Origin of the sequence: Pseudarthrobacter chlorophenolicus (assembly GCF_000962805.1) — a bacterium.
Classification (GTDB): domain Bacteria; phylum Actinomycetota; class Actinomycetes; order Actinomycetales; family Micrococcaceae; genus Arthrobacter; species Arthrobacter chlorophenolicus_A.
On record NZ_JZTW01000003.1, the window covers coordinates 178,231 to 191,761 of the forward strand.

Below are 13,531 nucleotides of genomic sequence, written 5' to 3' on the forward strand. Positions count from 1 at the left end.
ACTTGCCCGCGCGTGTGGCAACGCTACGCGCTGACCGCGGCCCATGCCGCCGGCAGAGGAGCGGTCTCAAAGTGCCCCAGCAGCGTCTCCACCAGGTGCGGGGCGAAGTCCTCCTCCAGCGAGAGGACCACGCGGCACCGCGCCCCCTTCACCGCCGGGTACCCCGCGTACAGCCCACGCATGTCGCACACGGTCTGCCCGCGCCCGGGCCCGCCGGAAGTGTCGACGGCGGCACGCACCACGGGTGCCAGCGCCGGCTTCACGGCGCCGACGGCGAGCGCCGCCGCCAGCGGATCATGCATGGCGGAGCAGGGCCGGCCGTAGATGCCCTCGTAGAACCGGAAGTAGTAGCCCAGCATCTCCCCCAGCGCCCGCGGCACGGGCGCAGAAGAGGCCAGCAGCTCCTGCCGGTGGTGCTCCTCCAGCACAGAAGCCATCGTCACGTCCAGCGGCACCAGGGTCACGTCCCAGTCGGCGGCCAGCACCAGGGCGGCGGCCTCTGGGTCGTGCCAGATGTTCGCCTCGGCCACGGGCGTGATGTTCCCCGGCGCCAGCGCGGCTCCGCCCATCACGGCCACCGACTCCACCAAAGAGGGCAACAATGGCTCCAGCCGCAGCGCCTCGGCAATGTTCGTCAGCGGCCCGATCGCCACCACCCGCAACGTACCGGGATAAGAGTGGGCCAGCCGCACCAGCATCTCCGCCGCGGACTCAGCAACAACAGAGGCAGCAGAAGGCGCCACCACAACCTCCCCCACACCGTTCTGCCCGTGCACCCACGGCGACCCGCCACCAAAAGAACCAATAAGGGGATCGTGCGCGCCCACAGCAACAGGCACAGAAGCAGCCCCGGCCAACGAAAGCAGATCCAACGTATTCCGGGCACCAACCGCGGCACTCACATTCCCGCTGACAGTCCCGATGCCCACCACGGAAGCGAGCGGCGAGGCGAGCAGGTAGGCCAGGGCGAGGGCGTCGTCGATGCCGGTGTCGCAGTCCAAGTAAACGGGGGCAGTCACAATAGATTCCTTCGCAACAGATAGAGGGGTTAGACCGTCTCGCCCTTGGGGGCGGCGACGAAGAGGCTGACGATGAACGCGGCAGCGGTGATGCCCACCGAGATCCAGAGGGCGGTGGCGTACCACGCAGAGGTCGCCTGCGCGGCGAACGGCGCCACGAGTACGACGCCGAGGCTCGCCCCGATCCCGAACGACGCACCGTTGATGCCGGGCAGCGCAGCCGGGGCCTCCTTCGGTGACAGAAGCACCGAGAGCCCGTTGATGGCGGTCAGGAAGAAGCCGTTGTAGAAGATCCCCAGGCAGGCAACGGCAATAAACACCGCCACCGGGCTGGACGAAAACACCGCGGCCACCACAGCACACACCAGGCTCAGCGACGTCCCAAGCCGCAGGGTACGCACCCACCCGCGCCGGTCCGCCAACCACCCGGCCAAAGGTGCGGCGAAGACGCCGATCAGCGCGGCGGGGGTGAGGAACAGCAAGGCCGAGATGGAGGCGGAAAGCCCGAAGCCGCCGTCGTGATCCTGGCTCAGCAGCACCACGGTGAAGTTGATGACCGCGAAGATGCCGGCCAGGGTGAGGACGGTGGTGGCGATGACCGGCCACACCTGGCGGGAGCGCAGGTGGTGCACGGCGATGAGCGGGTGGCTGCGGCGCTTCTCGATGAACCAGAATCCCGCAAAGGACAAAACGGTGCCGGCCAGCAGGGCCAGGGCGGTGGGCGACGTCCAGCCGGCGGCCGAACCGTCGGACACGAAGTACGTCAGGAACACCAGGAACAGCGAGAGGGAGCCGGCGCCCCACCAGTCCATGGCGCCACGCACCCCAACAGGCCGCCCGGCGGGCACCAAGCGGAAGATGCACAAAGCGGCGACGGCGGTGAGGACGAGGACGACGACGAAGATGGACCGGAAGCCGAGGGTCTCTGCCATGAGCCCGCCCACGTAGCCGTCCACGCCGCCCACTCCCCCGTTGATGGCGGCGATGATGCCCACCGAGGTGCCGAACACTTTGGCCTGCAGGTTTTCGCTGAGGACGATGTAGGCGAGCGCGAAGACGGCGCTGGAGACGCCCTGCAGGAACCGGCCGGTGACGAGCAGTTCCAGGGTGGGCGCGGTGATGCAGAGGATGGTGCCGGCGGACATGATGCCCAGGACCAGCAGCAGCGCGGCGCGGCGGCCGATGAAGTCGCTCCACCGGCCGATCACGGGCCCGGCGATGGCGCCGGCCAGAAAGAACATGGACTGGACGGGGGCGGCGGCGTCGGCGCCCTTGCCGAAGCTGGCGGCGATCTGCGGCAGCGCCGGGGTGACCATGCTGGCGTTGAGCTGGAAGGACAGCACGCCCAGCAGCAGCGAGGAGATCAGCAGGGCGGCGCGGCGGCCGGAGAGCCTGGCTGGGTCGTCGGGAAGTACGACGGCGGCAGTCGGGTCCGCGGGCGGCGCGGCTGCCGCGGGGGTCGGGGTGTTCACATCAAACTCCTTTGTTCGAGCAGGCTTTTGGGTTGGACCGCTTCGCGGAATTGCGGTTCGAGTTGTTATACAACCACGTATGACTAACAAGTACAACCATGCGCTACACTTTTTTGAAACCCCGGCCGCTTCCGGCCCTCCCCCTGAGAGAGTTTTCCCATGAACACAACACGCACTGCCGTCACCGTGGTCGGCAGCATCAACCTGGACCTGATAGCCACCTCCGAACGGCTTCCAACGGCGGGCGAAACCATCGGCGGCGCCGTCCTTTCCGAGCAGCCCGGCGGCAAGGGTGCCAACCAGGCCGCGGCGGCCGCCCGGCTCGGCGGCCGGGCCCGGATGGTCGGCGCCGTTGGCCGGGATTCCGCCGGCCAGCGGATGCTGGATGCGCTGGGTGCTGCCGGTGTTGATACTTCAGATGTAACCGTCCTGACGGAGCCGATCGGGACGGCGCTGATCGTGGTGGACCGTGACGGCGAGAACCAAATTGTGGTGTGCCCTGGCGCCAACGCGCACCTGTCGCTGGACGGGGTGGAGTTCGGCCCGGAGGAGACGGTGCTGTGCCAGCTCGAGGTGGGCCTGCCTGTGGTGCTGGAGGCGGCCCGGAAGGCGCAGGGCTTCTTTGTGCTGAACGCGGCGCCGGCCATGGACCTGCCGGCGAAACTGCTGCAGCGGTGCGACCTGGTGATCGTCAATGAAAGCGAGTACGCCCTGATTCCTGCCCTGGCGGAGGCGAAGCTGGTGGCGGTGACGTACGGCGGCGAGGGGTCGGCGATGTTCGAGCAGGGCCGCAAGGTGGCGGAGGCTCCGTCGGTTGCGGTTGAAGTGGCGAACACCGTGGGTGCCGGCGACGCGTTCTGTGCCGCTTTGGTCCTGGCGCTGAGGTCGGGACTTGATTACGCCGCCGCGCTTTCTGTTGCCAACGCCGTGGGTGCTGACGCCGTGGGCGATCCGTCCTCGCAGCCGGATTTGGCACAGCTGGGCCAGTATCTGGAGCAGACCGCTTCAGCTTCGGACGCCCGGTGAGCGTTGCTCTGCCGGCGATGGTGACACTGCGGCGAGCGGTGCCGGCCGACTTCCCGGAGGTCCGGCGGATCACCCAGGAGGCGTACCAGCGGGCCGGGCACTTCGCAGCCGACCATCCGTACATGAGTGTGCTTGAGGATGTGGAGCACCGCGCCGAGCACGCGGAGGTGTGGGTGGCGGAGGCCGCCGGGCAGGTGGCGGCGGCGGTAACGCTGACGTTCGCCGGCCAGCCGTACACCGAGATCGCGCAGGACGGTGAACTGGAGTTCCGTATGCTGGCGGTGGACCCGGCGCATCAGGGCAGCGGTGTGGGCCGGGCTGTCGTGCGCGCGATCATTGAGCACGCCCGGCAGCTGCACGGCGTCGAGGCGATCAGCATCACCAGTGCCACGTTTATGGAACGCGCCCACGGGCTGTACGCGTCTCTGGGATTCCGGCGGGCGCCCGAGCGGGACTGGCGTGTGCCGGGCGAAGACGTGCTGCTGTGGGTGTTCCGGCTGGAGCTCTGACGTGCGGCGGGGGTTGCTGCTCGATGAGCAAGCTCTACGGATGACGGTGGCCAGCCCATGCACGTGCACAAGTTCCCACGCCTAGTTGGAACAGGGCAAAGTCAAAAGATGGCGTCGCGACTCAAATATGCATGAACGTGCCGGTCAAAGTCCCGCATCAAGAAGCCGTCGCAAAACGTCCGCTCCTAGCAGGATTCGGTCAACCGCGTCGATACCGTCCACCTGCTTGATCTCAATGAGGCCGTTCTCGGAGGCGCCGAGGTCACGCCGGAGCGAAGTGTAAACTTCCGCAAACTCCTCTACCGCAGGCCCGGACAGCTCCAATCCTTGCGAAATGGAGCGGATCCCGACGCCGCTCCGCGTGAGCTTCAACCGCCGAGGAGTAGCCTCATGCCCAGTGAACCACGGGTCTTCCACGTCCTCGGGGCTGCCCAGGTTACGCCAAATCGCAAGGAGATATGGATCCCGGTACCTACTATTGAGCGTGGTTGTACCGCCCCGGAGCATGCAAATCGAGTAGCCTAGCGCTCCGCCTTCTGAGTAGTAGATTCCCGAGCCGCCCTCACGCATGTCCGAGTATTTCACCATGTAGTATCGCCAATCGAAAGAGAGCTCCGCTTCACGCTGAGCGAGCCATTCCGATTGCAGGGCCCCCAGTGTCGGCTCTAATTCTTCGCAACAGCTGATGGCATCCAAGAGCTTGGCGAAAGCGGATCGCGTCTCCGAAAGCGCCTCTTGATCTGCCCCCGTCAATAGTTCCCGCCAGGCATTCTCGTATCGCTTGAACCCGGTTCCGAATTGAAACCTTCTGTTGTTGGTTGTTCGTTGATACTCGCCCGTTGCTAGCAGCGCCCCTGTGACCTCGGGCCAGATTTCGGGCTCTGACGCCAAGCGAAGGAACGCGTCGGTTCGAGCAGCGAACTTGTTCGGTTCTAAGCAGAAGGCGCCTATAGATCCGCGCAGGAGGTGACTGTCTTCCAAACGATGAAGCGACTGGATGAGCTCAGGGTTTGCGACCAGGAACTCTCGTTTCAGCAATTCCTCGCCGATCTGCTGCTTGTTGAAGCTCTCGAGTTCGCTGAGAGCGCCGTCACGCACAAGTCGTTCAACGTCCCGGAGCAACCTGGGCATCCGGTCCAGACGCAGTTCATTCGTAGAAGCTTCTATGAGATTACGCAGCGAACGGATCCGGGCCCGAGGTGCGTCTGTCTCATGCTTAAGGTGGAGAAGCACGGCGAATAGCAGGAGGCTCTGCCCGAACGTGAAGATTCGTGTTCTCCCGCTCGTTTCACCAAACGTCCGGCAGCAAACGTCGAACAGGTTGATCCGCTGGTCCCGGAAGAACAATGCGATTCGGTCGGTTTCATCCGCTGGCTGCTCCGCCGCGCCCCTGAAAAGCCCGGTAAACAGGCCAGCAATGTCTCGGCCTTCCCATACATCGAATGCGCTGAACAGGAAGTCCAACGACTCAGATCGTCTTACATTCGCCTCCCCGAAGACCCGTTCGGCGCTATGGCTGAGAAGCTCTCGACGCTCACGAACGTCAGCTTCCGGATCGCCCCACTCGCACAACTCAGTGATGAAGCCGATGTAGCGCAGAAATTCGTCATCGATCAAGTCATCTTCGCCGCGGAATCCCCAGAGTAAGTCCGACCATGCCCCGTCTACCCTTTGCGCAAATTCCTTAGCCCTTCTAGTTGATTCAATCGACTTCTCAAAATGCGCCTTGAAATTTTCAAATTCCGTCAGCGGCTTACCGCGCGAATTCATCTTGATGTAGAGGTCCGCAGCCGAGCCCATATCAGACGGAGCGAGCACGAGGAAGGAAACCGCCGGCTTAATCGGATCTACGAGTCGCATCCAAGCGGTCTTGGCATCCTCGGTCCGGAATCGCCTGTGAATTGCGTCCAGCACCACAAGCATGGACTGGATCGTCGGATCATGGCGCCAAACGAAGAGGTACCACGGCTGGTCGATGATCCACGCCGACGGCTGCTCAATTGAGGCTGGCAGCGGGGACATTGCAAGGCGTTCGCAGAATAAGCGTGCGCTCGGTCGAGTGGCGTATGTGAACTCCGTCCACGGCTGGCGAGAATCGAGCTCTCCCGCTCGCGAGGCCAGATACCAGTGCAACAGGAATAACGTCGTCAGCCGCTGCTGACCATCGAGGGGTTCCAGCACACCAGACTTCACTTCACCGTAAACAAAGTCGAGGTGGACCGGATCCGGATTTTCTCCGGAGACGGCCAAGTGAAGAACGTCAAGGAAGTTGTTGCGAATTTGTTCGATGGCGCCGTCTTCACGGCCCTGCGCGTAATCCCTCTGAATTAATGGGACTCGGATCGCCCTCACTTGTGCCTCATCATCGGAAGCAAAAAGGCCGGTGAAGGTAGTCAAGCGGCTTGGCGTATTCATGCTTGGCTCACTTCTTCCATTAGGTAGCCGCCGATTTCCCGGCGAAATGCGTCCAAGTACGCGCGGCGATCCGCTGCGCCCCAAAAGTGGACTTGCTGCGCGCCCTCCTCCGTGTAGTACTTCAGGAACACATTTCGTGTGCACACCGGTATATAGGAACCCATGCGGTCTCTCCGGAGTATTTCAAGCCTTTTCACTTCAAAAACAGCGTTGCTCAATGCGCTGTTGTCTCTGTCGCCGAGAAGTGCAAGGTTGTCAATGACATGCACGTCACCCTCCGCACCCTCATCACCGGACGAAAAGATCGCGTTGACCTGGCGCTGCAACTCAGGGAACGTATGGCGGCTGATCGTAGGGATTGCGTCGTCGATGCGGCGGATCATGTCAAGACGACGGTCATGGTCGATCGGAAGGCCGACTAATGCGTCTCGATGTAGGCGGAGCCAGCTGGTCCACTGCTCGGCCTTATTGAGTGCTTCGGCATTCTGTGCGTGGATGTGCTCCAGTGACCATGCCCCGGCGGCGTGCGCATGAAATGAATAGCGTTCCGAGGAATGTTGCATCTTGCGGATTGTTTCGACGTTCATCAACAGCAGAGCTTGGGTCGCTTTCTCCCTTCCTGCCGCACTCTCATACGAGAGCCCGGATAGGGCTGTGTCTGTCAGATCCAGTTTCGTCCTGATCATGTTGTCGAGCAGCGCCTCGAAGCTGCTCTTAGTTTTGCCTTCTGCGACAGTGACAAGCTCATTAAATGGAGTCTTAGTTGCGATCAGGTACCCGACCTTGTGAAAGAGATTTCGGTCCTCGTACCAGCCGAGAATCAGAGAGTGGAGGTCAAGGACTTTGTTCCAAAAGGTCTTGAAGTCGATATCAATTTCGGCACGTAGCGAATCAAACGTTTTGAAGGCCGCTGTTTCACGCCCTGTCGACCCACCTGCGAGACAGTCGAGCAGCAGGGCTATATGGTTCGACTGACTGTCTGCCTGCCCTGTCACAAACGCCCACAGCTCGGGCGCACGGAGATCTCGTTCGAGGGTGTCCCACTGGGCGGCTACCTCTTGGGACCGGTCGGACGCGTCGGCATTACCTCGAGCGCGGGTGAGCAGAAGCGCCTTCACCAGCTCCGCGTCCGTCAAGGGGATGCGACCAACATTGAGCCGGGTAAACAGATCGGTAGAATCCATTGCAATTGGTGCCTCGTACCAGATCACCTTCACACGACGCGACAAATCCGTGTAGAAGTCGATTGCGGCCTGAGTTTCGCCAGGCCCTAAAGATTCAAACCAGGATCTGATCGTAGAAGCGGCCTTGTGGATGTGGAAGAAGTCGATGTTGCGTCTGCTGCCCGCCTCGTGCGGGTCCTTCAAATACTCCTGACTCCCACCCCGGGTGGCATATTCGAGCTCGAATTGAACCTTTGCGAACGGCAACGATCGGCGGATGTCCTGCAGAATAAGGAACAAGGTGGTAAGTCGCTGTTGGCCGTCTACAAGCTCCCATCGGCCATCTGCCATTGATTTCACGACGATCGGCTGCAGGTAATATGCCGATTGGTGACGGCTCTCCGCGATATCGTCCAGAAGGCGTGTAACTTCCTCTTCGCCCCACCGATACCCACGCTGGTACGCGGGGATGAAAAACCGGCCTTCTATATCACCGACAAATCGATCCTCTAATGAACCTGACTTCCCCATGCTCGCAACTGTACCCAGCCCCTCCGACATTGGAGGCGGTTTCGATAGCGTTTCACTACGTGTTTAGCCTGCCGTAGCCGAAACTATCCCCGGCACACGCCATGCAGGGCTTTGATCACAACGATCAACGCCACAATCTAGTCAGACGTATCTCTCTCAAAGGAGACCTCGTACCCGAGCGACCCGAACAGACCGGTCAGCATGCTCTTGGTATTCTCGTCCGCTCTCTGCCGCAGCTCAGAATCCTCAGCAGCTTTGGCCATGTCGGATTCGGCGAGGAGATAGAGTTCGGCTTGCTGGGGCGCCGTGAACGCATCTACGACTCGATCAGCAATGCCGCGATCCTGGCTATAAACATAAGAACGTTCATGGTCGATGTTTGGCTTGTCGAGCTGCGGCTCGGGCAGCCGCAGGGTCACCGATTTGCCGTCCGCTGCCAGAGTAAGGTCCGTATCGGCCAGGCCTGCAAGATCGACATAGGCGTTGACGGTGCCAGCGGCTACAAATAGCGTCCGTCGTCCCGCTATGAAATCAGGAAGCCCCCCGGTGTCATCTTTCTTATCCAACAAAAGCTCAAAATTACCGACCGCAGCGTGGTACTGGCTTACGTCCCGGACGGATTTGAGAAGAACGCTTTGGCTCCGCCCGCTCTTGCTCGCAAACGGGCCGAACCCAAGCATGCTCGCTACAAGCGTTACAGCCAGTAGCAGCGCTACCGCAGAAGCAATGTACGCTGCCGGCTTGAATGATTTAGCTTCGGACACTAGACCCCTTTTGCCTTGAAACGGCCTGGGTTCCGTTCCTGATGATTGCATGCCAGAGGTTGCTGTCTGGCTGATTCAGGATCAGTGTAGCGGGACTCGCCCAACGCTTAGCATGGTGACACTTCATGCGTTCCTATATGAATGTGGGACGATAACCACCGGTGCCATTTAGGCAAGGACCATGTTCTCAGGTCCTCCAGCGGCGTCGCTCCCACCGCGAAGGCGGTTTCACTTCCACGAGGGGACACAGTGACTACTAACAGCAAGGCACTCGTGCCGGTATGGACACTAGCTACAGAGGCAGTGAGCGTTGCTGACGTGCTGGGTACTGAGGGGCTAACGCCGGCTCGCCTCGCAGAATTGCGAACCGTTCTGGCAGCACTCGCGGATTCTCCCATCGCCACACTCGAGATGCACCCGATGCCACAGACTCGCGATCGCAAAGGCGGCCTACCGCTTGACGTTGCAAGCCCGCTCGCAAAGCAGTTGGCGCAGCTAGTAACCCAAACAGCGAAATCAGCTCCCTCAAAAGTGAACGTAGCTGATACCGGCGAGGTACTTTATCGGATGGTAGTACCGGCTAAAGTTGCTGCCCAGGTGGGCAAAGGACTCGTTCGGCCCATGGCAGCCAAAGGACCTTCAGGAGCTGTCTATGGCGCCCTGGTGAACTCGACCGGAATAGTCGGGCAGGCCAAGCTCGTACCCGTTGTTGGCGGAGCCGCAGCTGCAGGTACCGCCGGCGCTGCAACTGGTTCCGCGGCTACGGCTGGCGTTGCTGTTGCCAGTGCTGGAGCCCTGACGGTGGCCGCGCCACTTGTGCTGATGGCAGTCGCCGTTAGCGTGAGTGCGTATGCAGAGCACCAGCGCCAGGAAGCGATTGAGCGTATTACGGACCTCCTGGAGCAGTTGCACGAGGACAACCTTGACAAGGAACGCAACGAGTTGGACGGTTGCCGTGAAGCGATCGACAAGGCTACCTCGATCCTTCTTGACCAGGGCCGGATCGGCTTTTCGCTCGGTCTGGATTCCTCCGTGCATGGTATCAACACCGCTATCGCTGCTACCCGTAGGCGGCTAAAGAAGTGGGAAGCCGCACTGGATGCCCTGCCCGACGGCGCAGTCGAAGTGAGCGAACTGAAGAAGTCATTTCCCGGCATCACCGAGGAAGGCGGCACCTTTCGGGCGCACTTGGAAATCGCCCGGCTAGCCGTCGCTCTGAAACGCCGGGTCCTCGTGCTGCAAGCAGTCGAACACGCCCAGCAGGACACCGGCAATTCCTTCAAAAATTTCGTCGGGGCGCTTCGCGACGACGGACGCGGCACCGACGAGTTGGAGTCAGGCATCAACCAGGTGCTACTTCGACTGTCTGCACTTGAAGTGAAGCGCGACGGTGGTTTCCGACTTCCCGCATTTACGCCCGGCGAGGTAGACCAGCTACTGCAGGCCGCATATCGACTTCGTGCTTTGGGAGACGGCCTTCACGTAAATGGCCACCGGGACGACGTTGCAATTGAGATTGAGCGGAACAGCGACGGGTCGCTCGTGGTTTTCCCTGCAGTCCCCGCCTAGGTTGTCGATGCGCAGAGCGCCCATAGGCCTTGGGCACGTTTATCTGATAGGAACAGCCATCTCAGAAATGGAGCAGACCATGGCCGGAAAGGCAGACAAAGCCGCAGCCGCGATGAAGGACGTCGGACAAAAGGCGAAAGCCGCCACTACCAAGCTTTACGTTCTCGCCAAGGACCCTGCGATGCAGGCCAAGGCCGAGAAGCTGGTTGCGGACGGAAAGAGAATTTATCGTGCAGCAACAAGCCCCGAAGCCAAAGAGATCTACCGCAAGGTAGCGGCAGTGAGAGACAAGATGCGGAAGAAGTAGCAACGGGCACGAGCCCTGCTAGTTCATCATCAACCTTCCGGGGACTGTTGCGCCAAGTCCGGTTCCCACTCCAAGACGAGTTGATCCTCCGGATTCCCTTGCAGATCCGGGTTTTGCAGGTACTTCGCCAATACCTGCGCAAACCTGTCGGCCCTCGTCACCAGCCATTCCACGAGTTCCTGCGACTGGGCTTCATCAAGAAAATCGCCGGGCAGCCTGCTGACAAGCTTGGAGGCCTTACGGCCGGGCTTGTCGTCCCACTCCACTCCAAACCCTAGAGCGGTTTCGATAGCGGTGCGCTGGGCAAGTAACTCCCCGTAAAGACCCTTGTCGTTGTTGATCCAGAATTGCGCGGTTACGAGCTTGCTCTGCGAGTTAACTGAAAGCGAGATCACAGCACGGGAATCCCCGAGGCTCACGTCATACCAGTTTTGTGGTGACGGTTTACGCCATGTCTTGATGTTGGTCGCATTAGCGAGCCCGAAGTTTCGTACTCGCTCGAAGAAGTCCAGCTGTGCGTTCTTCAGCGCCACGTTGTTTTCCGCGCGAGCCTGACCGCTCACCCTATTGCGTCGCGCGGAGATCACATTCTCGTCGACGTCGAGACCTGCCGCGTTAGCAAGCTCCTCTGCACCAATAAATTGGTCCCGAGCCGCGCGTCCTTCACCATCGAATCGAATTCCTTCCTCCTCGAGAACCGCCCGTGGGTCATCATTGCGGCCGGGCTCGAGCCAGCGGAAACCAGGCGAGATGGTCCCGCCACTTTGCAGGACTCGCCAGGCGTTCGCTATCGGATAGCTCGCAAGTATCCCGGCCAGTGGTTGTGGCCAGGTGTTCGCCACGATGGCGACATCCCCATAGGAGCTCCATCGGCCGGCCGGGATCTCAGCTACGACCGCTGCAACTTGGCTGCGCAGAGCTGACGGCTCCTCGCCCCCAGCAATAATGCTTTCGTCAGGGCCTGGCCATAGATCGATGATCTTCTCTGCCAATTCGGAGCTGCGCGCGTTGATCTCCTTGGCACCCCATGTGGCGTGCGTGGCAATCGCTTGATTCATCGAAACGCCACTCTTAGCCAGCAATTCCCGCTTCTCGTGGAAAGGCTTGTTGCTGAGCTCGCTGTTGTACCCACTGAGAGTCAGGTTGCCCAGGGTGTGCACGACGCGCTCATGCTCGTAATCAATGTCTGCGTCTGCGTCGAAACCCTCTGCGAACGCTTCACGTACGGGCTCAGTCATAGTCTGGGGCAAGACATGCTCGATGGTCAGGTGCCTTGGGTCAAGGTCGACGATCTCCTTCGGGCGGTAGGCCTCTTCAAGCCACTGCAGGATCAGCTTTTTCTGTGTTCCACGGCCCTGCCAGTAGAAGGCGACAGCTCGAGCAGCCTCTCGGACCTGCTGATCGGTTGCAAAGTATTTTCGACCCTGCGACAGGTAGTCGCGTAGTGCCTTGTCGATGTCCTCGGCACCACTGATCGCACCAACAGCTTGGAGCAGTGTCCGGTTCAGGTTGGCGGTAGCGCGTCCGATGATGATCCGCCGCACGAAGTAGGACTCGAGATAAGTCAACGCGCGAACCACTTGATCATTGGCAGCGGTGCCGGCGGCGCGTCGGGCGAGGATCTGCATGACCACGGGATACGCAGTGGTCGAACCCCACGCCTTGATTCTGGTGAGGCGCCTGCGAATCTCGGTATGTCTTTCCTCCGCAGGGTTGAGAATCGTAGCGAGCACGTCGCCCAATCGGGCTATGCGGAGTACCTCAGCCTCTACCTGGTCAATGGTCTTGAGTTTCTCGAGCCGCTTTTGCTGTCCTACGTATGTATCAGACTGTTTTGCCCGTTCGTCGCGTTGAGCGAGATCGAGCCAGAACAACAACTCGAGGTTTTCGGAGTCAAGCTTTTTCTCTAGTGGAAGCCAAATATTGTCGTAGACGGTTTCTGCGCGGTCACCAAGCCTCATGAACAGGTAGTTCTTGAGCAGGTCACTTTGCGTCAGGCGAAGACCAGTATTGTTCAGGGACTCGAAGATGCGGTGTGCGTTGTCTGACGGTTCGGCGGTAACGACGACGAGCGCGAGTCCGCGGACGACGGCGGCCTCGAGCAGATGGAGGTCGTGTGCATCGTCTGGGTCGTCAGCCGCCGCGATCTTCGAGCGGAAGAATCGGTAGGCGTCGCCGATGGTATCCTCACCGCCGGCCTGAGGAGCACGGTTGAGAACAGCCATATAGGCGGGCCGGTCTGTCTGCGTCGGCATCACCTTGAGTGGCTTGCCATTGTCGTAAACGTTGATGAGGTATTGGGCATCGATGCCGCCAGCTCGGTCAGTTTCCCCTGTTTCGATCAAGTGGTCCCGGAGTGCAGCCAGGAAAAGAGTCAGGGTGGTCAGGCGCTGCTGGCCGTCAACGACAAGAAACTTATTGACGCCGATGGCCCCGAAATCAGGGCTGCTCGCCAGGACGAGGGACCCAATGAAATGAGAGGCCTTCGGGTCGTCGTGAAGGGTCCGCTCCAGCTCCACGACGTCTGACCACAACTGGTCGAGCTGCTTTTTCCCCCACGAGTACACCCGCTGATACAGAGGAACCTGGTACTGCTTCTTGCCTTCTAGAACGCCCGCGAGCGTCCCATTTTCCGCTCGAACCACAAGCGTCTCCTTAGAGTCTTAGTGCTTAGGGATGAGAATACATCGATCGAGTATTCACACCCCGCCCTGTGCGTCTAGAGGAAGGCTCGATGTGCTTGATTTGCTTACCTC

At 60.7% G+C, this 13,531-nt stretch carries 10 protein-coding genes; 4 read left to right on the forward strand and 6 right to left on the reverse strand.

All coding sequences use genetic code 11. The features are described 5' to 3' along the window. Positions 1–23: 23 nt before the first annotated feature. On the reverse strand, positions 24–1,019 hold the full coding sequence (locus UC32_RS05500; protein WP_045730235.1) for a nucleoside hydrolase: 996 nt from the start codon (positions 1,017–1,019) through the stop codon (positions 24–26). Positions 1,020–1,048: 29 nt separating this feature from the next. Beyond that, on the reverse strand, positions 1,049–2,491 hold the full coding sequence (locus UC32_RS05505; protein ID WP_045730236.1) for an MFS transporter: 1,443 nt from the start codon (positions 2,489–2,491) through the stop codon (positions 1,049–1,051). Positions 2,492–2,650: 159 nt separating this feature from the next. Between UC32_RS05505 and UC32_RS05510 the strand changes: the two genes are divergently transcribed. Together UC32_RS05510 and UC32_RS05515 are read left to right on the forward strand one after the other, a co-directional pair. Next, positions 2,651–3,517, forward strand: a complete 867-nt coding sequence (locus UC32_RS05510) for a ribokinase (RefSeq protein ID WP_045730237.1) — start codon at positions 2,651–2,653, stop codon at positions 3,515–3,517. 17 nt (positions 3,518–3,534) lie between these two features. Beyond that, positions 3,535–4,026, forward strand: coding sequence for a GNAT family N-acetyltransferase (locus tag UC32_RS05515; protein ID WP_045730297.1), 492 nt, complete (start codon positions 3,535–3,537; stop codon positions 4,024–4,026). A gap of 144 nt (positions 4,027–4,170) precedes the next feature. On the opposite strand, the gene UC32_RS05520 is transcribed toward UC32_RS05515, so the two are convergent. The 3 genes from UC32_RS05520 to UC32_RS05530 all read right to left on the reverse strand — a co-directional run bounded on the left by UC32_RS05520 (position 4,171) and on the right by UC32_RS05530 (position 8,899). Further along, positions 4,171–6,441: a DUF262 domain-containing protein gene (locus UC32_RS05520; RefSeq protein ID WP_045730238.1), complete on the reverse strand. Its 2,271-nt coding sequence runs from the start codon at positions 6,439–6,441 to the stop codon at positions 4,171–4,173. After that, on the reverse strand, positions 6,438–8,135 hold the full coding sequence (locus UC32_RS05525; RefSeq protein WP_045730298.1) for a DUF262 domain-containing protein: 1,698 nt from the start codon (positions 8,133–8,135) through the stop codon (positions 6,438–6,440). The genes UC32_RS05520 and UC32_RS05525 overlap by 4 nt, the downstream gene beginning before the upstream one ends. A 137-nt stretch (positions 8,136–8,272) precedes the next feature. After that, positions 8,273–8,899, reverse strand: a complete 627-nt coding sequence (locus UC32_RS05530; protein ID WP_045730239.1) for a DUF4230 domain-containing protein — start codon at positions 8,897–8,899, stop codon at positions 8,273–8,275. 249 nt (positions 8,900–9,148) lie between these two features. On the opposite strand from UC32_RS05530, the gene UC32_RS05535 reads away from it, so the two are divergent. Both UC32_RS05535 and UC32_RS05540 read left to right on the forward strand, forming a co-directional pair. Next, the gene (locus tag UC32_RS05535) at positions 9,149–10,468 is read left to right on the forward strand and encodes a hypothetical protein (protein WP_045730240.1); all 1,320 of its coding nucleotides are present in this window, start codon (positions 9,149–9,151) and stop codon (positions 10,466–10,468) included. 79 nt (positions 10,469–10,547) lie between these two features. Then, positions 10,548–10,775, forward strand: coding sequence for a hypothetical protein (locus tag UC32_RS05540; RefSeq protein ID WP_152642563.1), 228 nt, complete (start codon positions 10,548–10,550; stop codon positions 10,773–10,775). Positions 10,776–10,804: 29 nt separating this feature from the next. Here the strand turns inward: UC32_RS05540 and UC32_RS05545 are convergent, their stop codons facing one another. Next, entirely contained in the window at positions 10,805–13,420 is a 2,616-nt protein-coding gene (locus UC32_RS05545) for a DUF4268 domain-containing protein (RefSeq protein WP_082071933.1), read from the reverse strand. Between the last annotated feature and the right edge of the window lie 111 nt (positions 13,421–13,531).

Bases quoted from the DNA above. Each gene is read 5' to 3' on its own strand.
- UC32_RS05520 (WP_045730238.1), bottom strand. From the start codon at position 6,441: ATGAATACGCCAAGCCGCTTGACTACCTTCACCGGCCTTTTTGCTTCC.
- UC32_RS05540 (WP_152642563.1), top strand. From the start codon at position 10,548: ATGGCCGGAAAGGCAGACAAAGCCGCAGCCGCGATGAAGGACGTCGGA.
- UC32_RS05525 (WP_045730298.1), bottom strand. From the start codon at position 8,135: ATGGGGAAGTCAGGTTCATTAGAGGATCGATTTGTCGGTGATATAGAA.
- UC32_RS05515 (WP_045730297.1), top strand. From the start codon at position 3,535: ATGGTGACACTGCGGCGAGCGGTGCCGGCCGACTTCCCGGAGGTCCGG.
- UC32_RS05510 (WP_045730237.1), top strand. From the start codon at position 2,651: ATGAACACAACACGCACTGCCGTCACCGTGGTCGGCAGCATCAACCTG.